Below are 19,288 nucleotides of genomic sequence, written 5' to 3' on the forward strand. Positions count from 1 at the left end.
AACGCCGGCGTAACCCATTGAGAAAAAAGGGGCCGGAAACTGTCCCTCGCAGAGACAGGCCAAGGGCCGGCCGTCTTTCGGCCCTCTGGCGCCCAGGTCCGCCGGCTTCCGCCCGCCTCGTGACCCCCGGCGCCTTTCCGGCCCGGCCCGCTCAGGGCGCCAGCGTGACCCGCACCCGCGCCGCCTGCCCCGCCGCGTCGATCACCGAAAGCGTCACCGCCCCGGCCCCCGCCGGCACCGGCAGGTGCACCTCCCGCCCCGGGTCGCCCACCGCCAGCGGCACCCCGTCGGCCAGCCAGGTAAAGGGGCCCTGCCCGCCCCGGATGCGCGCCAGCAGGGGCGCGCCGTCCAGCGCCACCTCGGCCCCGTCGGGCGGAAAGGCGATTTCCGGGGCAGTCGCCAGCCCCGGCCCGGTCAGCGCGCCCCGCGGGCGGAACCGCTGCAAAGGCTGCGGCAGGCGGGCGTTGTCCACCAGCAGCGCCGCCGGCGGCGGCGGCGGCAAGGCCGCCCGCTGCGGCCCCAGCCGGGCAAAGGCCGCAAACATCACCGGCGCCGCCAGCTCGCCCCCGAAGGCGCCCGGCACCGGCGTGCCGTCGGCCCGCCCCATCCAGACCCCGACCACATGCTGCCCGTCCCAGCCCAGCGCCCAGGCATCGCGGTGGCCGTAGCTGGTGCCGGTTTTCCACGCCACGCGGCCCGGCGCGCTGGCGTCGGGCGGGGCCAGCCCCGCCAGGATGTCGCCCACCTGCCAGGCCGCCACGCCGGACACCAGCCGCTCGCCTTCTTCGGCGCCGGCGGCGTCGGGCAAGGCCGACAGGGGCCGCGCCACCCCGCCCCGCGCCAGCGCCGCATAAAGCCCCGCCAGATGTTCCAGGCTGACCCCCACGCCGCCCAGCGCCACCGCCAGCCCCGGCACCCCGTTGCCCGGCAGCACCGCCCGCACCCCGGCCCGCCGCAGGCCCTGCATCAGCCGCTCCGGCCCCAGCGCCTCGGCCAGCGCCACCACCGGCACGTTCAGCGACAGCCGCAGCGCCTCCTTCACCCGCAGGGTGCCGCGGAACTGGCGGTCGAAGTTCTGCGGGGCATAGCGGCCAAAGGCGGTGGGCCGGTCCTCGATCAGCGTTTCGGGGTGGGCCAGCCCCTGATCGAAGGCCAGCGCGTAGACCAGCGGCTTCAGCGTCGACCCAGGCGAGCGCACCGCCTGCGTCATGTCCACGAACCCTTGCCGGGCATCGTTGTCGTAGGCCGCCGACCCGACCGAGGCGAGGATGTGGCCCGAGCGGTGGTCGGCCACGATCAGCGCCACCTGCAACCGCTCGCCCGCCCGCGCCACCGCCTCGGAGGCCAGGCTTTCCAGCCGCGCCTGCAGGTCGGCGTCCAGCGTGGTCACGATGCGCCCCTGCCCGGGGGCGGCGGCGCGCAGCCGTTCGGCCAGGTGCGGGGCCAGCCGCGGAAACGGGCGGCGCGCGGCGGGCAGCGGCTCGGCCCGGGCGGCATCGTGGGTGTCGCGGTCGATCAGCCCGGCCTCCAGCGCGCGGGCCAGCACCCGGTCGCGCCCCGCAGCCGCGGCGGCGGGGGCGCGGTCGGGGCGGCGCAGGGTGGGCGATTGCGGCAAAGCCGCCAGCAGCGCCGCCTGCGCCGGGGTCAGCCGCGCCGGCTCGCGCCCGAACCAGGCCAGCGACGCGGCCCGCACGCCTTCGACATTGCCGCCGAAGGGCGCAAGGTGCAGGTAGAGCGACAGGATCTGCGCCTTGCTCAGCCGCCGTTCCAGCGCCAGCGCCACCCGCACCTGCCGCAGCTTGCCGCGCCACTGGCCGGTGCCGCTGTCCTCCAGCAGCCGCGCCACCTGCATCGTCAGGGTCGAGCCGCCCGACACCACGCGCCCCGCTGCAACCGCCTGCCAGCCTGCGCGCAGCAAGGCGCGCCAGTCCACCCCCGGATGGTCGGCAAAGCGCCGATCCTCGAAGGCGGTCAGCATGGCCAGATACAGCGGGTCCACCAGCCCCGGTTCGGTCGCCAGCCGCCAGCGACCATCGGCCACGGTCCAGACCCGCAAGGCGCGGCCGTCGCGCGCCAGCACCTCGGCCCCCGTCTCGACCGCGAGCGGCGGCAGGTCGGTGGCGGCCACCCAGGCCTCGGCCCCGTCGCGCGCCAGCGCGGCCAGCCAGAGCCCCGCAGCCAGGGCAAAGGCGGCGCGCGCCTTCATTCCGTCACGGTCACCCGGCCGGCATCGGTCCAGGCACGGAAGGTCGGGCGATACATGTCCTCGACCGTGGCGGCGGGGTGGTGGAAGCTGCCGGGCGACACCGCCCGCAGGATGTAGGCCAGCCGGAACGGCGCATCGTCGCGCCGGTCCAGCGCGGCAAGGAAACGGTCGGCGCGGAACTCGGCGTGGGTGACGTCGGTTTCCGGGGCCAGCCAGTCCAGCGCGGCGACCTGCCCGCCTTGCAGCAGGTTGGGGTTGTCGATTTCCCAGCCCGCGGGCAGCGGGTCGGCCACCATCAGGCGCGCCTCGCCCGAGCCGGTGGGGGTGATGTCCAGCACCGCCACCAGCCGCGTTCCGGCGCGCAGGCGCGTCGGGTCGGCCTCGGCCCCGTCGAGCGTGTAGTAGCTGCGGCGGATGTCGTAGCCGGCGCCGCCTGCGGGCTCGGCGCCTTCGGGCTGGCCGAAGGCGGCGACGGTCAGCGTGGCGGGCGCGGTGCCGGCGTTGCGGATCGTCAGCGGCGCGCCGTCGAAGCGGCGCACCAGCGGGCCGGTCACCGGGGTGCCGTCCAGCTCCAGCCCTTCGGCGCCGCTGCCCACGAGGCCGCGGGCCGCCAGCAGGATCCAGGCCTGTTCCTGGGTGGACAGCGCGCGCTGCCCGGCGGTGGCGGCCAGCCGGGCGGCGAAAGCCTCGCGGTCCACGGCGGTGCTGCCGGCCTCCAGCGCCAGGGCCAGCACGCCGGCCGCATCGCGCAGGTTCGATCCGAAGTCGGCGCGCCAGAGCTGTTCGGCCTCGGCGCTGCGGCGGTTCATCGACATGTCGGCTGCGCGGCGGAACAGCGCATCGGCACGCGGCTGGTCGCCGTAGCTGGCCAGCGCCGCCCCCAGCTGCGCCAGCGCCAGCGGGGTGGAAAAGGCCCCCGCCTTGACATCGGCGTAATAGCGCAGGTCGCCGATGGCGGCGGCACCTTCGCGCGCCAGCACCATCAGGGCATAGGCCAGATCCTCGCCTCCCTGTTCGAAATCGCCGTAGTAGTTGACCCGGCTGCGCAGGTTGTCGAGCGCGGCGCGGAAGGCGCGGTCGGGCACGGCGTGCCCTTGTGCCCGTGCCCGCGACAGGAAGTCGGTGACATAGGCATCCAGCCACATTTCGCCGCCGCCGCGCGCCGACCACAGGCCGAAGCCGCCTTCGGCGGTCTGGTTCAGCAGCACCCCGGCCAGGGCCTGTTCCACCCGCTGTTGCACGGTGGCGGTTTCGGGCAGGCCCATCGCCTCGGCCATCGGGCCGAAGGCCAGCAGCGGCAGCGCGCGCGAGGTGATCTGTTCGGTGCAGCCGTAGGGGTAGCTGTCCAGCGCCGCCAGCAGGCCGGGCGCATCGAACCGCGCCAGCCCGCCGGCCGAGATCAGCGCATGCGCGCCCGGGCGCAGGCCGGCCAGCAGGCCGGCATCGGCGGCAAAGGTCTGGCCGGGCGCGAGGTCCAACCGGGTCAGGCGCTGGGTCTCGGGGTCGTTCGCGCGCACCGGCAGGTTCAGCGGCTTGGCCAGCACCCGGCCTTCGGGCGTGGTCAGCCGCACGGTCAGCGTCGCCAGCCCTTCGGCCGCGGCGGTCACGGGGATCGACAGCACCTGCTTGCCGCCCGGCGCCAGGTCCACCCCCGAAGGCACCGGGCCAAGCGTGGCGCCTTGCGCCGCCACATCGAGGCCCATGCGCCCGGCCGGGCCGGTGGCATGCACGATTTCCAGCAGAAGCCGGCTGGAATCGCCCGGTTGCAGGAAGCGCGGCAGGCTGGCCGCGACCACCACCGGGTCGCGCACCAGCACATCGGCCTGCGCCTGGCCCACCCCGCTGTCGGACCAGGCCACTGCCATCACCCGCACCGTGCCGTTGAAGGACGGCAGGTCGAAGGACGCGCGGGCATAGCCGTCGGCGCCAACCTCGAGCGGGCCCGAGAACCAGGCCACCAGATCCTCGGTCGGCGGGTCGGCCTGGAACCGCGGGCCGGCCGCGTCGCCGCCCGAGCGCACCTGGCCTTCGGCGCCGTTCAGCCCGTCGATGAGCCGGCCGTAGAGGTCGCGGATGCCCACGCCCAGCTTGCGCTGGCCGAAGTAGTGCGCCGAAGGGTCGGGCGCCTTGTGGCCGGTGAGGTTGAGGATGCCCACATCCACGGCCGCAAGCGTGACATGGGCGGTTTCGCCGGGCCGAACGCCTTGCACCCGCACGGCGATGTCCAGAGGCCCGCGGGGGGCCGCCTCGGCCGGCAGGTCGAGCGTGGCGGCAAGCTGGCGGTCGCCGGGGGCGATGGCAGCATGGGCAAGGCCCAGCGCCCGGGCCGGCAGGCGGCCGGCGGCCGCATCCATCGGGCGCAGCACCGAGGCGGTGACATAGACGCCGGGCGCCCAGTCGTCGGTCACCGGCAGGTCGATCAGGTTTTCGCCGGCGGCCACCGGCACCGCCTGCATCGACAGCACCCGGTTCGACAGCACCGACACCAGCGCCACCCCCGCCGCCCGCGGCACCACGCGCAGCCGCGCGGTGTCGCCCGGGGCATAGGCCGGCTTGTCCAGCGACAGCTCCAGCGTGTCGGGCGTGCGGGTGGTGTCGGCGGCGGCGAACCAGCCGGCGGCAAAGCGGGTCGAAGTGGCGGCACCGTCGCCCGAAACGGTCAGTTCGTATTCGCCCCAGTCCACCGCCGCGGCCAGCGCCACCGGCGCCGCCCCCAGCGTGACGCTGCCTTCGGCGACCCGGGTGCGGGTGGTCATGGGTTCCCAGTTCCATTCGCCGCCAAGCTGATACCACTGATAGCGGGTTTCCAGCCGGTCGAGCCGCCAGGTGGCCGCCACCCCTTCGGCGCCCACGGCCACCGCCTCGAACCGCGCCTCGCCGCGTTCGGGCAGCACGCCGTCGAACAGCGGCTTGACGCCGATCAGCGTGGCCACCGGGGCCACGGGCACCGTCACCGAGCGTTCCACCGGGCGGCCCGAGCCTTCGGCGAGGCGCAGGCGCAGCACGGCTTCCAGCGGGCGGCCGGGGTTGGGCAGGTCGGGCAGCGTGGCGGTCAGGCTGGCGGCGCCGCTGTCGTCGGTGGTGGCACCGGCGACAAAGGGGAACATCTGCGCGCTGAACGGCGCATCGGCCAAACCGAAGACATAGCCGGGCAGCCCCGGCAGGCCGGGCGCTGCGCGCAGCACCGCCTCGCCTTCGGCCACCAGCCCGGCGCCCGGCGCACCGAACAGGTAGCGCGCCGCGATGCCCAGCTGGGCGCTGCCGCCAAGGTTCAGCGTGTCGGGCGCGGTCACGGCAAAGTCGATGCGTTCGGGCAGGAAATCCTCGACCACCACCGAGGCAACGGCCAGGGGCGCGGCCTCCGGGTCGGCCAGCACCTCGAGCTTCCAGGCCCCGCGCGGGGCATTGGCGGCAACCGGCATGGCAAAGGCAAAGCCGCCGGCCACGTCGGTGATGCGCTGGCGGGCGTATTCCACCCCGTCGGGGCGACGCAGGCGGGCGGTCAGAGGCAGGCCGGGCAAGGCGCGGGCGTTGCCGTCGCGGGCCAGCGCGGTGGCGTGGATGGTTTCGCCCGCGCGGTAGGCGCCGCGGTCGGTGGCCAGGAACAGGTCGATCGGCGGCGCGGCCGGGCGGCCCTCGACGCCGCGGTCCGACAGGTCGAACTCGGGGTCGGTCAGCGACAGGAAGGCGATGTCGCTGTCGCCGTCGGCCACCACCACCAGCGCGGGTTGCGCCGCCCCCGTGCCGCGCGTCAGCGCCGCGTCGAAACGCGCGAGGCCCTGGGCATCGGTCGTGGCGGTGCCCAGCACCCGGTTGGAGCGCGCCAGCAGTTGCACCTGAACCCCCGGCTTGGGCCCGGCATCGGCCAGCGACCGGGCCACCACCGTCAGCCCCTCCACGCCCGACAGCGTGGTCAGGCCGAGGTCGGAGACGACGAACCATTGCCAGGCCGGCGGCGTTTCCCATTCGTCGGCGCCGGGCACGGCGGCTTTCAGCGCATAGATGCCCGCAGGCTGGCCGCGCAGCGCCGCATCCAGCGGCAGGCGGGTGGTCACGTCGCGGTTCACCTCGACCGGGACTTCGGCGCTGCCTTGCCAGATGCGTTCGCCGGTATCGGCGGAAAAGCGGCTGGCATCCCAGCTGTCCATCGGGCGGCCGAACCAGTCGGCCTGGATCGAGCGGATCAGGCTGCGGTCGGACACGCGGTAAAGCTCCAGGTCCAGCCGGGGGGTATTGACCGTCTGCACCGGCAGCGCTGCCGTGCCCGTGCGCGGCAGCACGAAGCCGCCACCGGCGAAACGCGCCTGCGGGCGACGGTCGCGGACATAGGCGGTGATGCCGACCGATTGCGCCAGCGTCTGGCCATCGGCCGCGGGCAGGCCTTCGCGGAAGGTGATCGTCACGCGCTGGCCGTGTTTCAGGCCGGCCACGCACAGTTGCCGCCAGCCGCCCGGCTCTACCGTCAGGCCCGGTTCGGGAAGCTGCACATAAGGCGTGTAATCCAGCCCCTTTTCCACCAGATCCTCGGAAAAGGTCGCGCAGAGCCGCGGGCTGGCAAGGTCGGACTGGACCTCGTGATCTTCGATCCTGAGGCCGTAAAGCGCCGAAACGCGCTCCAGCGCGCGGGCGGTATCGTCGCGGAACTGGATCGCCTGCGCCCGACGCAGCGCCCCCACGGCCAGGCGGCCGCGGTCGCCAGCCTCCAGCGCCTCGGCCAGGACGACCAGCACGCTGTGGCGCTGCGCCGGGGTTGTGGTGCGCAGATAGGCGTTGGTCGCGGCGCGAATCGCCCGGTCGTGCAAGGCCGGGGCGGCATCGCCGCCTTGCTGCGCCACCCGCAGCGACTGGCGGGCATATTCTTCCCAGTCCGAGGCGGCGTCGGTCCGGCTGGCGGCAGCACCCCACAGCTGCATGGCGCGGGCCGGGTCGCCGGCGTTCTCGGCCGCCACGGCCGCCTTGCGCAGGTCTTCGGCGGCGAACAGGCCGGCCACATGGTCGCGCCCCAGCCGCGCCGCCTGTTCGGTGGCCTGCAGGATCGTCCAGCGCGGCAGGAAGGCCAGGTCGGCGGCACGGTCGCGGGCGGTGGCCTGGGCCGCGGCATCGGTCGGGGCGATGGTGCCCGAAATCGCCCGGGCATAGGGCACCGGGGCGCCGGGTTCGGCCTTGGGAAAGCAGGCGCCATTGCGCGCGTTGTAGGTAAAGGCGGTGCAGCGCCGGTCGGTGGTGCAGGCGCGCTCGCAGGCTTCGAGCGTGGTGTCGAGAATCGTGCGCAGGTCGCCCCCCGGCAGGTCGAACCCGTCAACCAGCACCGCGCGCCGTTCGGGCAGCAGATCCTGCGCGGCGGCGGGCGCTGCCAGCAGACCGGCCGAAAGAATCACCCCAAGGGCAAACGACCCCATGCGCATGCTGAAATCTCCTGCGTGCAGTTGGCGTGATGGTGCCAGCCGGCGCGTTGCAAGGCAAGCAAAACGCCGCCTCGGAACAGTGCGGTTAACCGCACGTTCACCCCGGACAGGCCAAGGTAGTCAAGGCGGCAGGGCGGCAAGGCTGATCGGGTCGATGGATATTGCGGAACGTCTGGCACGGGAACGGCGGGCACGTCTGGCGGCGGAGCGGCTGCTGGAACAGAAAAGCCGCGAGTTGCAGGCCGCGAACGAAAAGCTGGCCCTGCATGCCAAGGCGCTGTCGGAACAGGTGCTGGAACAGCGCCATGCCGCGGCCTCGGCGCGCAGCCAGGCCGAGGTGCTGCGCGGCCAGAACTCGCGCTTTCTGAGCGACCTCGACCGCGCGCATACTGCCGCCGTCATGGCCGAACGCCGGCTGTGGGACAGCATCAACACCCTGCTGGACGGGTTCGCGGTGTTCGACAACCGCCATAGGCTGGTGATGGCCAACAAGGCCTTTCTGACACCTTTCGAACGGTTCCCCGAGGTGCGGCCCGGCATCGGCTATGGCGACATCATCGCCTTGTGCGCCCGCGAAAGGCTGATCCTGCGTGGCGAGGAGGATGCCGATACCTGGGCCGAACGCATCCGCGCCCGGTGGGAGGCCGACCCGATTCCGTCCGAAGTGGTGCAGTTCCACGATGGCACCTGGGTCCGGCTGGTGGACCGGCGCGCCCGCGACGGCGACATGGTGACACTGGCGGTCAACATCACCGACCACATGCGGATGATGACCGCCTTCGAGGCGATTCCCGATGGTTTCGTGCTGTTCGATCGCCATGACAGGCTGGTGATGTGCAACCAGCGCTACCGCGAGATTTATGCCGCCAGCGCCGAGGCGATGGTCCCCGGCGCGCGGTTCGAGGATATCCTGCGCCACGGGCTGGAACGCGGCCAGCACAGCGACGCCATCGGGCGCGAGGAGGAATGGCTGGCCGAACGCCTGGCCAAGCACCGCCGCGCCGAAGGCACCGACGAACAGGTGCTGGCCGATGGCCGCTGGCTGCGCGTGATCGACCGCGCCACACCCGATGGCGGGCGGGTCGGCCTGCGCGTGGACATCACCGAGCTCAAGCGCCAGCAGGCCGAGCTGGAAACCGCCCGCGCCGAGGCCGAGGCCGCGAACCGCGCCAAATCCGCCTTCCTTGCGAACATGAGCCACGAAATCCGCACCCCCATGAATGGAGTCGTCGGCATGGCCGAACTGCTTTGCGATACCGCCCTGACCGAAGACCAGCGCCTGTTCGCCGAAACCATCCGGTCGTCGGGCGAGGCGCTGCTGGTCATCATCAACGACATCCTCGATTACTCGAAGATCGAGGCCGAGAAGCTGACGCTTTACCCCGAGCCGTTCGATCTGGAACGGGTGATCCACGAAGTGGCGATGCTGCTGCAACCCAAGGCGCGGGCGCGCGGCATCGACCTGCTGATCGACTTCGACATGTTCCTGCCCACACGATTCGTCGGCGACCCGGGCCGGTTGCGGCAGGTGCTGACGAACCTGATGGGCAATGCGGTGAAGTTCACCGAGGCCGGGCATGTGCTGGTGCGCGTGGTCGGGTTCGAGGCCGAAGACGGGCGCCAGCAACTGCATGTCACGGTCGAGGATACGGGCATCGGCATCGCGCCGCAGCACCTCGACCATATCTTCGGCGAGTTCAACCAGGTCGAGGATGCCGCGAACCGCAAGTTCGAAGGCACGGGTCTGGGGCTGGCGATCACCCGGCGGCTGATCGAACGCATGGGCGGCGCCGTCTGGGTGGACAGCGAGCTGGGGAAGGGCTCGTGCTTCGGCTTCCGCCTGACGCTGCCGGTGGCCGAGGGTGCGGCGCCGCCGGCCGGTGTGCCGATCACGCTGCACCGCGTGCTGGTGGTGGACGACCAGTTCATCAACCGCACCATCCTGCAACGGCAGCTGGAAACCGCCGGGGTGGATACGGTGATCTGCCGCTCGGGCGCCGAGGCGCTGGCCGCGCTGGCCGAAGGGCCGGAAATCGATGCAGTGCTGACCGACCACGACATGCCCGAGATGGACGGGCTGCAACTGGCGCGTGCCATCCGCGCGGCCGGACATGCGGTGCCGATCGTGCTGTTGTCGTCGAACCCGGCCGCGGCACGCGACGGCAGCGAGGGGCTGGCGGCCGTGCTGCAAAAGCCGCTGCTGCGGTCGGACCTGTTTCGCCACCTGCAAGCGCTTTCGGCGCCGCCGCCGGTGCCGGCGCCACCCGAAGCCCCCCCTGCCAGCCGGGCCATGCGGGTGCTGGCGGCCGAAGACAACCGCACCAACCAGCTGGTGTTCCGCAAGATGGTCCGCGATCTGGACATCGAGCTGGAGTTCGCCGGCAACGGACACGAAGCGGTCGAGCTGTGGCGCCGGTTCCGGCCCGACATGATCTTCATGGATATCTCGATGCCGGAAATGGATGGCCGCCAGGCCGCCGCCGCCATTCGCGCGGCCGAGGCCGGCACCGGGCAGCATGTGCCCATCGTGGCGCTGACCGCGCTGGCGCTGGAGGGGGACGAGGCCGCGATCCTGGCCGCCGGCATCGACCGCTACATGACCAAACCGTTGCGCAAATCCGCCATTGCCCGCACGATTGCCGAACTGTGCCCGCCCGCAGCCCGCCCGGTCGGCCCGGTGCCCGACGAGTAGCGCGGCGTCGGACCGGGGCGTCAGACCGGGGCGCCTTCGGCCAGCCGGGCAAGAAAGCGGTCGGCATCGGCCAGCACCCTTGCCTTGTGCCCTTCGGCCATCCTGTCCCAGGTGCGATACATCGGCGCCATGCGCGGATTGCGGGCAAAACGGTCGCGGTGGCGCAGCAGGAAATGCCAGTACAGCAGGTTGAACGGGCAGGCGCGGTCGCCGGACTTGTCCTGCACGCGGTAGGAACAGCCGCCGCAATAGTCCGACATCCGGTCGATATAGGCGCCCGAGGCAGCATAGGGCTTGGAGGCCACGACCCCGCCGTCGGCAAACAGGCTCATGCCCAGGGTGTTCGGCGCCTCTACCCACTCGAAGGCATCGGCATAGACCGCCAGATACCAGCCATGCACCTCGGCCGGGTCCAGACCGGCCAGAAGCGCGAAATTGCCGGTCACCATCAGCCGCTGGATGTGGTGGGCATAGGCCAGATCGCGGGTCTGGGCCACGGCCGCGGCCATGCAGGCCATGCGCGTGGGCCCGCCCCAGTAGACCTGCGGCAAGGGCAGCCCGCCCCCCAGCGCATTGCGCTGCGCATAGCCCGGCCCCTCGCGCCGCCAGACCCCGCGGATGAACTCGCGCCAGCCGAGGATCTGGCGCACGAAGCCTTCGACCGCGGCCAGCGGGGCGCGGCCGGCCTGCCATTCGGCCTCGGCCCGCCGGCAGACCTCCATCGGCAACAGCAGGCCCAGGTTCAGCGCCGGCGACAGCAGCGAATGCGACAGCCAGGGGTCGCCCGCCAGCATCGCATCCTGTTCGTCGCCAAAGCGCGGCAGGGAATGTTGCGCGAAATGTTCCAGCGCCTGCAGGGCCTCGGCCCGCGTGACCGGCCAGCCGAAGGGTTCGACCCGGCCGAAATGCCCGCCGAACCGCGCGGCCACCAGGGCCAGAACCTCGGCCGTCGTCGCATCGGGGGCAAAGCGCAAGGGGCGCGGGCGCAGCAGGTCGGGGGCGGCGGGCTTGCGGTTTTCCTTGTCGAAGTTCCATTGCCCGCCGGCCGGCTGGTCGCCTTGCATCAACAGGCCGGTGCGGCGGCGCATCTCGCGGTAGAACCATTCCAGCCGCAATTCCTTGCGCCCATCGGCCCAGGCATCGAAGTCGGCGACCGAACACAGGAAACGGTCGTCCTCCAGCAGATGCACGGGCAGCGGGCAGGTTTCCAGCGCGGCCATCAGCCGCCAGTCGCCGGGGCGGGTGGCCAGCACCTCGACCGCGCCGGTGGCGGCCGCATGGCGGATCAGTTCGCCCGGGATCGACTGGGTGTTTTCGGGGTCGTCGAGCCGGGCATAGGCCACGCGCCAGCCCTGGGCCTGCAGGTCGGCGGCAAAGTGGCGCATGGCGGCAAAGATCAGGGCGATCTTCTGCGGGTGGTGGGGCACGGCCTGCGCCTCGGCCATCACTTCGGCCATCACCACCACATCGCGGCGCTTGTCCGCCGCGCGCAAGGCGGCCACCCCGGGGGTCAGCTGGTCGCCCAGCACGAGGATCAGGCGCGGGGCTACCACGGCACCACCGCGCCCGACCAGTCGAAGAACCCGCCCGATTGCGCGGGCGACAGCGCGTCGAGCACGGCCAGGATGTTGCGCGCGGCCTCGGCCGGGGTCGCCTTGCGGTGGGCAGGGTAGCCTTCGGTGAACCGGGTGGCGACCGTGCCGGGGTGAATGGCCGCCAGCACCGCCTGCGGGTGGCTGCGCGCCACCTCGACCGCCGCGGTGCGGATCAGCTGGTTCAGCGCCGCCTTGGAGGCGCGATAGGAATACCACCCGCCCAGCCGGTTGTCGCCGATGGAGCCGACGCGCGCCGACAGGGCCGCAAAGACGCAGCGCCGGTCGCGCGGCAAGAGCCGCAAGGCATGTTGCAGCACCAGCAGCGGCCCGGTGGCGTTGACGGCGAACTGCTGCGCCATCTGCGCCGGGTCCAGCGCGCGCAGGGTCTTTTCCGGCTGCCGGCCCGGCGGGGCCAGCGCGCCTGTGGCGACGATCACCGCGTCGAAAGGCCCGCTCAGCGCACCGAGCACGCCCGCGACCGAGGCCGCATCGGTCACGTCCAGCCCGTCGGCCCGGCTCAGGCCCGTCACCTCGCCCCGCTCTGCCAGCGCCTGCACCAGCGCCTTGCCGATACCGCCTTGCGACCCGATCACCAGTGCCTTGGTCATGCCCGCCTCCTTGTCGCCGCGCAGCTAGCATGCGGGTGCAGGGAATCAATGCCCGACCCCACCGCGCGCAACCGCGCCGCGCGGCACGCGCGGCGCCGGGCCCAAGGCGCGGTGGCGCCCCCCTCGGGGCGCCGCTGCGGTGCGGGAGCGCCCCGCCTACCGCGCCATCGCGCGCTGAAACGCCGGGCGGGCCCGCATGCGGTCGAGGTAATCGGACAGGCTGCCTTCGACCGTGGGGAATCGCGCCCCGGCCCCCCAGATCAGGCAATGAGTCGCCAGAATGTCGGGCACGGTCATCGTCTCGCCCATCAGGAAGGGGCCGGAGCCCAGCCGCTCGGCCAGCCGCGACAGGCTGCGCGCGTATTCCCACTTGAGCGATTCCTTGATCGCCGGCAGGCGCATGTCCTCGGGCAGGATGAAGCTGTGGCGCGCCGCCGTCCACAGAACGGCGTCGAGTTCGTCGAGCAGGAAATGGGTCAGGCTGTCTTGCAAGGCGCGGGCGACCGTGCCTGCGGGGTGGGTCAGGCGGCCGTGGCGATCGGCCAGAAACTGCAGGATCGCGGTGGAATCCGCGATGGCCTGGCCTTCGACCTCCAGCACCGGCACCTTGCCCGAGGGGTTCACCGCCAGCACCTCGGCCGAACGCGGGCCGGCGTTGACATGCTCGAACGGCACGCCGAGTTCCTCGAGCATCCAGATCACCCGCGCGGCGCGGCTCTTGACGGTTCCGTAGACCTTGTACATGCGTGCCCTCCCTGGCCGTTGCGCGCATCACGCCACGAGCACCGGGGCGGTGCAAGCACGTCCTTGCGTCAGGCGCGGGCGCGCGCCAGTTCGGCCAGCCGCAGCAAGGTGCGTTCGACCAGCGGCAGGCCCGGGGCCTTGCTGGCAGACCGCAACGTCAGGTCGGTTTCGACGATCAGGCCCAGCGCCTTTTCCAGCCGGTCGCGGCCCCAGCCTTCGGCCTGGCGTTGCAGCCGGTCGCGGCGGGGCCCGAACACCGGCGGCCGGGCGCGCGCCAGCCCGGCGGCGGCCCCGCCCGGGTCGCAGGCGGCGGCGTGCAGCGCGCGAAAGTGCTGCAAGGCGCGAATCGCCAGCGTCACCGGCGCGATGCCCTGCCCTTCGAGCCGCCGCATGAGCGCGCCCACCTCGCGGGTGCGGCCCTCGGCGGCGGCGTGCAGCACATCGTCCACCTCGCCTTCGACGGTGGCGGGGGCGCAGGCGGCCACATCGGCGCTGGCCAGAGGCGTGCGGTCGCCCCATTTGAACAGCGCGATCTTTTCCAGCGTCTGCCGGAAATCGCCGGGGTCGAGATCGCGCGACAACGCCACCAGATCCTTCATCGCGGCGGGGGAAATGTCGGCAAGCCCGGCGCGGCGCAGCTCATCCTCGATTTCGGCTTGCGAGGGCGGGTCGTCGTAAAGCGCGATGGCAGGTGCGCTGCGGTGCGGCTCGAACACCTTGCGCAAGGCCGATTTCGCCGGCAAGGCGCCCGCTGTGACCACGATCTGCGCATCGCCCGGCCGCCAGTCGGCCAGCGCGGCGCCGATCAGGTCGGCCAGGCCATCGCCGGCATCGTCCACCAGCGCGACCCGCGGACCTGGAAAGAACCCCTGCGCCTTGACCGCATCCAGCAGCAGCGCCGGGTCGCGGCGCAGATCGGCCGCCGCAATGCGCGCCAGCCGCATTTCCGCCTCGCCGCCCGGGCCGATGATGGCGGCAACCAGCTGCTGGCGCTTCATCGCCACCTTCATCGGGTCGGCGCCATAGATCAGCGCCCCGGCGGCGGCCGGGTCGGGCCGGGCGCACCAGCGGTTGGCCTCGGCGCCGGCAAGCTTCATTGCGGGGCGGCGGCGATCAGCCGGGCCACGACCTGATCGGCCAGAATCACCATCAGCCGGCGCCGGGCATCCTGTTCGGCGGTCAGCGTGGCCACGGTGGAGCCCGAGGTGGACCAGCTGGTAAAGCTTTCGACCGTGCCCGAGGTGACGGTGGCGCCGCTGCCGGCGGCGACCAGCGCAAAGCGGGCGCGGCCCTTGAGCGTGTAGCGGGTGATGGCCCCGGTGGGGGTGATGCCCGCCCCGACGGGTTCGGTGGCAACCTGCCAGTCCAGCCGGAAGCGCGGCGCCTCGGCGCGGCCCAGGCGGTCTTCGAGCCGGGCGGCAAAGTCGAAACCGTCGCGGTCGGCCGGGTCGGCCAGCGCCACCGCGCCGCGCAAGGCCGCCCCGGCCCCGCCCGGCGCATAGGCCGGGGCAAAGCCGCACCCTGCCAGCGCGGCAAGCCCGGTCAGCAGGAACAGACGTCGGTCAGACCACGACATTGACGATGCGCCCCGGAACCACGATCAGCTTCTTCACCGGCTGACCGGCCATGAACCGGACCACATCCTCGTTCGCCAGAACGATTCGTTCAACCTCGGCCGCGGGCATGTCCTTGGGCACGGTCACTTCGGCCCGCCGCTTGCCGTTGATCTGCACCGGCAGGGTCACGGTATCGTCCACCAGCAGCGCGGGGTCGGCCACGGGCCAGGGCGCCTGGGCGCACAGCCCCTGCCCGCCTTGCGCCGCCCAGATCGATTCCGCGATATGCGGGGTCATCGGCGACATCAGCTTGCCCAGCGTGCGCATGGCGGTTTGCATTGCGGGTTGCGAGGCTTCGGCCCGCGCCAGCGTGTTGGTAAAGGCATAAAGCGCCGCGATGGCCTTGTTGAAGGCGAAGCCCTCGATGCTGCGCGTCACCTCGTCGATGGTCTTGTGCAGCGCGCGCATCAGCTCGTTGTCGCCCGTGCCGGGGGCGCCGGGGGCCATGTCCTTGATCCGGCTGCACAGGTTCCACACCCGGTTGAGGTGCTTGAAGGTGGCGTCGGCGCCGGCGGCCGTCCATTCCACGTCGCGTTCGGGCGGGCTGTCGGACATGACGAACCAGCGCGCGGTATCGGCGCCATAGGCCGCGATGATGTTCATCGGGTCCACGACGTTCTTCTTCGATTTCGACATCTTGGCCGAAGGGATGATCTCGACCGGGGTGCCGTCCTTCAGCGTGGCGCCGGTTTCGCTGCGGATCACGTCTTCGGGCAGGTGATAGACCGGGCGCCCGTTGGCATCGCGCGTCAGGTAGATTTCGTGCGTGACCATGCCTTGGGTGAACAGCGCGCTGAACGGCTCAATTGCCTTAGCCGGCAGGTGGCCGGTTTTCGCCATCGCCCGGGCGAAGAAGCGCGAATAGAGCAGGTGCAGGATCGCGTGTTCGATACCGCCGATATACTGATCGACGTTCATCCAGTAATCGACCTCGGCCGGATCGGTCGGGGTGGCGGCGTGGGGCGCGGTGAAGCGGGCGAAATACCACGAGGAATCGACGAAGGTATCCATCGTGTCGGTTTCGCGCCGGGCGGGCTTGCCGCAGGCCGGGCAGGCGCAGTTGCGCCAGGTGGGGTGGCGGTCCAGCGGGTTGCCGGGCTGGTCGAAGGTCACGTCCATCGGCAGCGCGATGGGCAGGTTTTCCTTTTTCTCGGGCACCACGCCGCAGGCGTCGCAATGCACCACCGGAATCGGGCAGCCCCAGTAACGCTGGCGGCTCAGGCCCCAGTCGCGCAGGCGGAACTTGGTGACGCCCTGACCATAGCCCTGCTGTTCGGCATGGGCGATGGCGGCGGCCACGGCCTCGTCGGCGGTCATGGTGCCGGCAACCCCCGCAAAGCCGCGGATGTAGGTCACGCGTTCGGACTTCTGCGGCACGAAGGCTTCGGTCAGCGGGGTTTCCTCGGCGCCTTCGGCCACGAAGACCGGCGGAATCGGCAGGCCATACTTGCTGGCGAATTCGAAATCGCGCTGGTCGTGGGCCGGGCAGCCGAAGATGGCGCCGGTGCCGTAATCCATCAGGATGAAGTTGGCGATCCAGACCGGCAGCGTCCAGTCGGGGTTCAGCGGGTGCCGGACGCGGATGCCGGTGTCGAGGCCGATCTTCTCGGCCGTCTCGATTTCCTCGGCGCTCGTCCCGCCCTTGCGGCATTCGGCGACAAAGGCCGCAACCTTCGGGTCGGCCTGCAGCGCGCGGGCCAGCGGATGATCGGCGGAAATGGCGGCGAACGAGGCGCCCATCAGCGTGTCGGGCCGGGTGGTGTAGACCTCCAGCCGCTCGAAGCCGGCCGGCGCGCCCACGGTTTCGAAGGCGAATTGCAGCCCGCGGGACTTGCCGATCCAGTTCGCCTGCATCAGGCGCACCTTTTCTGGCCAGCTGGTCAGCCCGTCCAGCGCCGAGAGCAGCTCCTCGGAATAGTCGGAGATGCGGAAGAACCACTGCACCAGCTCGCGCCGTTCGACCGGGGCGCCCGAGCGCCAGCCCTTGCCGTCGATCACCTGTTCGTTGGCCAGCACGGTCATGTCGACCGGATCCCAGTTCACCACCGCCGCCTTGCGGTAGACCAGCCCGGCGGCCAGGAAATCGAGGAACATGGCCTGCTGGTGGCCGTAATATTCCGGCCGGCAGGTGGCGATTTCGCGCGACCAGTCGATCGACAGGCCCAGCGGCTTCATCTGCCCCTTCATCACGGCGATGTTGTTTTCGGTCCAGGTGGCGGGGTGGCCGCCCTGTTCCATCGCGGCGTTTTCGGCGGGCATCCCGAAGGCATCCCACCCCATCGGGTGCAGCACGCTGTAGCCTTGCGCCATCTTGGTGCGCGCCACCACATCGCCCATCGTGTAGTTGCGCACATGCCCCATGTGGATGCGCCCCGAAGGATAAGGGAACATCTCGAGCACATAGTATTTCGGCCGCGACGGGTCGGCCTTGGCGGCGAATACCCCGGCCGCGTCCCACGCGGCCTGCCATTTCGGTTCGATCTCTGCGGGCGTGTAGCGGGACATCGCGGCTTCCTGTCAGTGAAAACGCCGGGCTGAGCGGCCCGGCGTGGTTATACCCGTGGCGGCAGCGAATGCCAGAGCGTTACAGGCGCGAATCGCGCACCCGAAGCTCGCGCGCGCGGGTCAGGATGGCGTCTTCGACCGCGCGCACGGTCTGGGCCGAAACCGGGCCGCCGCCCCGCGTCTGGATCGCAACCTTCAGCGAACGCGCATCGAGCGCCGGGTCGGAAATGTAGATCGTAGCGCGATAGGCCCGCCCGCCGCCGGGCGGCGTGCCGTAGCCGGTGGCGATGACGCCGGTAAAGGGATCGACCGTTTCCACCGGCAGGAACGACAGCGCATCCAGCGAGGCGTTCCACAGATAGCGGTTCACGTTGGTGCCCACGTCGGATTCGCTGCGCGCGCGGAACAGGTCGCCCAGCACGCTGCGCCGTTCGGTGGCCGGGGTGAAGGCCCGCGCGCGCTCGGCGCGTTCCTCGCGCGAGAACGACTCGTTCAGGTTGGCCACCCGGGTCTGCTGTTCGGGGCTGAGCGGCGCCGGCGCCGCCATGCGGCCGAACAACCCGCCGCCGCCACCGCCGCACCCTGCCAGGGCCAGAACCAGCGCGCTGCACAGCACAAGGCGGGAACGGTTGGAAAACGTCATGCAGCCGACCTCCTGAAGGTGCGACCTGTCTAGCGGCTGCGCCGCACCCGGGCAAGCCCTTCTGCCCCGACGCGCCTGCGCCCGCATCCGAACCGGAATTGCGGCAGCGGCGCGGCGCGGGGGTGACCCGGCGGCACTGTGGCATGTCTGCACCACGGGCGCCCAAGGTTCCGGCAGGCCGCGCCTAGTCGTTGCAATCAGCGGCGCGGCGGGGGAAACAGTGGCCATACCCAATTCAGATTCCCCTGAGTTGGGCGCACCTTTGACACAACGAGGGAAAACGATGAAAAAGTTTCTGATCGCGTCCACCGCGCTCGCCCTGTCGGCCGGCATGGCCGCTGCGGAAGTGAAGTTCTCGGGCGACGCCCGCTTCGGCATCCAGTACAACGGCGGCGCCGCCGCTACCGGTGTGGCGAAGACCCGTCTGGAAAAGCGCATGACCGTCAACATCGACGGTTCGACCACCGCTGACAACGGCGTGACCTTCGGTGCGCGCGTCCGCATCCGTTCGGACGAAGGCAACCGCAACGGCGCCTCGAACACCGCCGTGAACGGTGCCCGCGTCTACGCTCGGGCCGGTGGCCTGACCGTTGCCGTCGGCAACATCCTGGGCGCCGTCGAATCGATGCCGAACCTGTACGGCCCGTCGGTCGGTCTGACCGGCCTCGGCTGGTCGGGTCTGGTGACCAACACCTCGCTGAACGCCTTCGCGTGGGATGCCTACGACTCGCGTGGCAACGGTGCGGAAGGCGTCGAAGCCATCTACACCATGGGCGACTTCACCGGCCATGTGTCGTACTCGTCCGACAAGCTGGCCCTGGCTGGCACCGGCGTCGGCAAGCGTCTGGCCGCCTTCGGTGCCTACACCTTCTCGGGCTGGACCGTGGCCCTTGGCATGCAGGACTCGAACCTGGCCGCTGAAGACAAGATCATCCTGACCGCTTCGGGCAAGGTTGGCGACTTCGGCATCGGCTTCGGCGCGGCTCGCAACGGCTCGGGCGGCACCAAGGTGAACAAGTTCGCCATCAACGGCTCGTACACCATGGGTGCGACCACCGTTTCGGGCTACGTCGCCTCGGAATCGGGTCACGTGGGCGTCGCGGTTCCGGCCTCGAAGACCACCTACGGCATCGGCGCTGCCTACAACATGGGCGGCGGCGCCCGTCTGGTTGGCGGCATCGAGCGCACGACCGCCAAGACCACCCGCGCCGACATCGGTGTGGCGTTCAGCTTCTGATCCTGACGGATCAAAGCCGGGAAGAGCGGGCGAAAGC

At 71.4% G+C, this 19,288-nt stretch carries 11 protein-coding genes; 2 read left to right on the top strand and 9 right to left on the bottom strand.

What is annotated here, in order from left to right:
• Positions 1-151: 151 nt before the first annotated feature.
• On the bottom strand, positions 152-2,206 hold the full coding sequence (gene pbpC, locus ACK4S2_RS05785; protein ID WP_409621420.1) for a penicillin-binding protein 1C: 2,055 nt from the start codon (positions 2,204-2,206) through the stop codon (positions 152-154).
• Positions 2,203-7,611, bottom strand: coding sequence for an alpha-2-macroglobulin family protein (locus ACK4S2_RS05790; protein ID WP_409621422.1), 5,409 nt, complete (start codon positions 7,609-7,611; stop codon positions 2,203-2,205). Before ACK4S2_RS05790 ends, pbpC begins: the two co-directional genes overlap by 4 nt.
• Before the next feature lie 154 nt (positions 7,612-7,765).
• Here ACK4S2_RS05790 and ACK4S2_RS05795 point away from each other — a divergent pair, with 154 nt between their 5' ends.
• Positions 7,766-10,303, top strand: a complete 2,538-nt coding sequence (locus ACK4S2_RS05795; protein ID WP_409621425.1) for a response regulator — start codon at positions 7,766-7,768, stop codon at positions 10,301-10,303.
• A gap of 20 nt (positions 10,304-10,323) precedes the next feature.
• Here ACK4S2_RS05795 and ACK4S2_RS05800 read toward each other — a convergent pair whose 3' ends face one another.
• The 7 genes from ACK4S2_RS05800 to ACK4S2_RS05830 form a co-directional block, all read right to left on the bottom strand.
• Positions 10,324-11,856 (bottom strand): cryptochrome/photolyase family protein, encoded by a 1,533-nt coding sequence (locus tag ACK4S2_RS05800; RefSeq protein ID WP_409621428.1) that lies wholly within the window; start codon positions 11,854-11,856, stop codon positions 10,324-10,326.
• Entirely contained in the window at positions 11,850-12,506 is a 657-nt protein-coding gene (locus ACK4S2_RS05805) for an SDR family NAD(P)-dependent oxidoreductase (protein WP_409621430.1), read from the bottom strand. Before ACK4S2_RS05805 ends, ACK4S2_RS05800 begins: the two co-directional genes overlap by 7 nt.
• 156 nt (positions 12,507-12,662) lie before the next feature.
• Positions 12,663-13,250: a glutathione S-transferase family protein gene (locus tag ACK4S2_RS05810; protein ID WP_409621433.1), complete on the bottom strand. Its 588-nt coding sequence runs from the start codon at positions 13,248-13,250 to the stop codon at positions 12,663-12,665.
• A gap of 68 nt (positions 13,251-13,318) precedes the next feature.
• A complete protein-coding gene (locus ACK4S2_RS05815; RefSeq protein WP_409621436.1) occupies positions 13,319-14,347 on the bottom strand; it encodes a DNA polymerase III subunit delta in 1,029 nt (342 codons plus the stop codon).
• Positions 14,344-14,826 carry an LPS assembly lipoprotein LptE gene (lptE, locus tag ACK4S2_RS05820; protein WP_409621439.1) on the bottom strand — a complete coding sequence of 161 codons (483 nt, stop codon included), beginning with the start codon at positions 14,824-14,826 and terminating at the stop codon, positions 14,344-14,346. The genes ACK4S2_RS05815 and lptE overlap by 4 nt, the downstream gene beginning before the upstream one ends.
• On the bottom strand, positions 14,813-17,371 hold the full coding sequence (gene leuS, locus ACK4S2_RS05825) for a leucine--tRNA ligase (protein WP_409621442.1): 2,559 nt from the start codon (positions 17,369-17,371) through the stop codon (positions 14,813-14,815). Before leuS ends, lptE begins: the two co-directional genes overlap by 14 nt.
• 79 nt (positions 17,372-17,450) lie before the next feature.
• On the bottom strand, positions 17,451-18,014 hold the full coding sequence (locus tag ACK4S2_RS05830; RefSeq protein ID WP_409621445.1) for a DUF3576 domain-containing protein: 564 nt from the start codon (positions 18,012-18,014) through the stop codon (positions 17,451-17,453).
• 283 nt (positions 18,015-18,297) lie between these two features.
• On the opposite strand from ACK4S2_RS05830, the gene ACK4S2_RS05835 reads away from it, so the two are divergent.
• A complete protein-coding gene (locus ACK4S2_RS05835; RefSeq protein ID WP_409621448.1) occupies positions 18,298-19,251 on the top strand; it encodes a porin in 954 nt (317 codons plus the stop codon).
• Positions 19,252-19,288: the final 37 nt, after the last annotated feature.

The sequence above is a fragment of the Gemmobacter sp. genome (assembly GCF_046292685.1).
Taxonomy (GTDB): Bacteria; Pseudomonadota; Alphaproteobacteria; order Rhodobacterales; family Rhodobacteraceae; genus Wagnerdoeblera.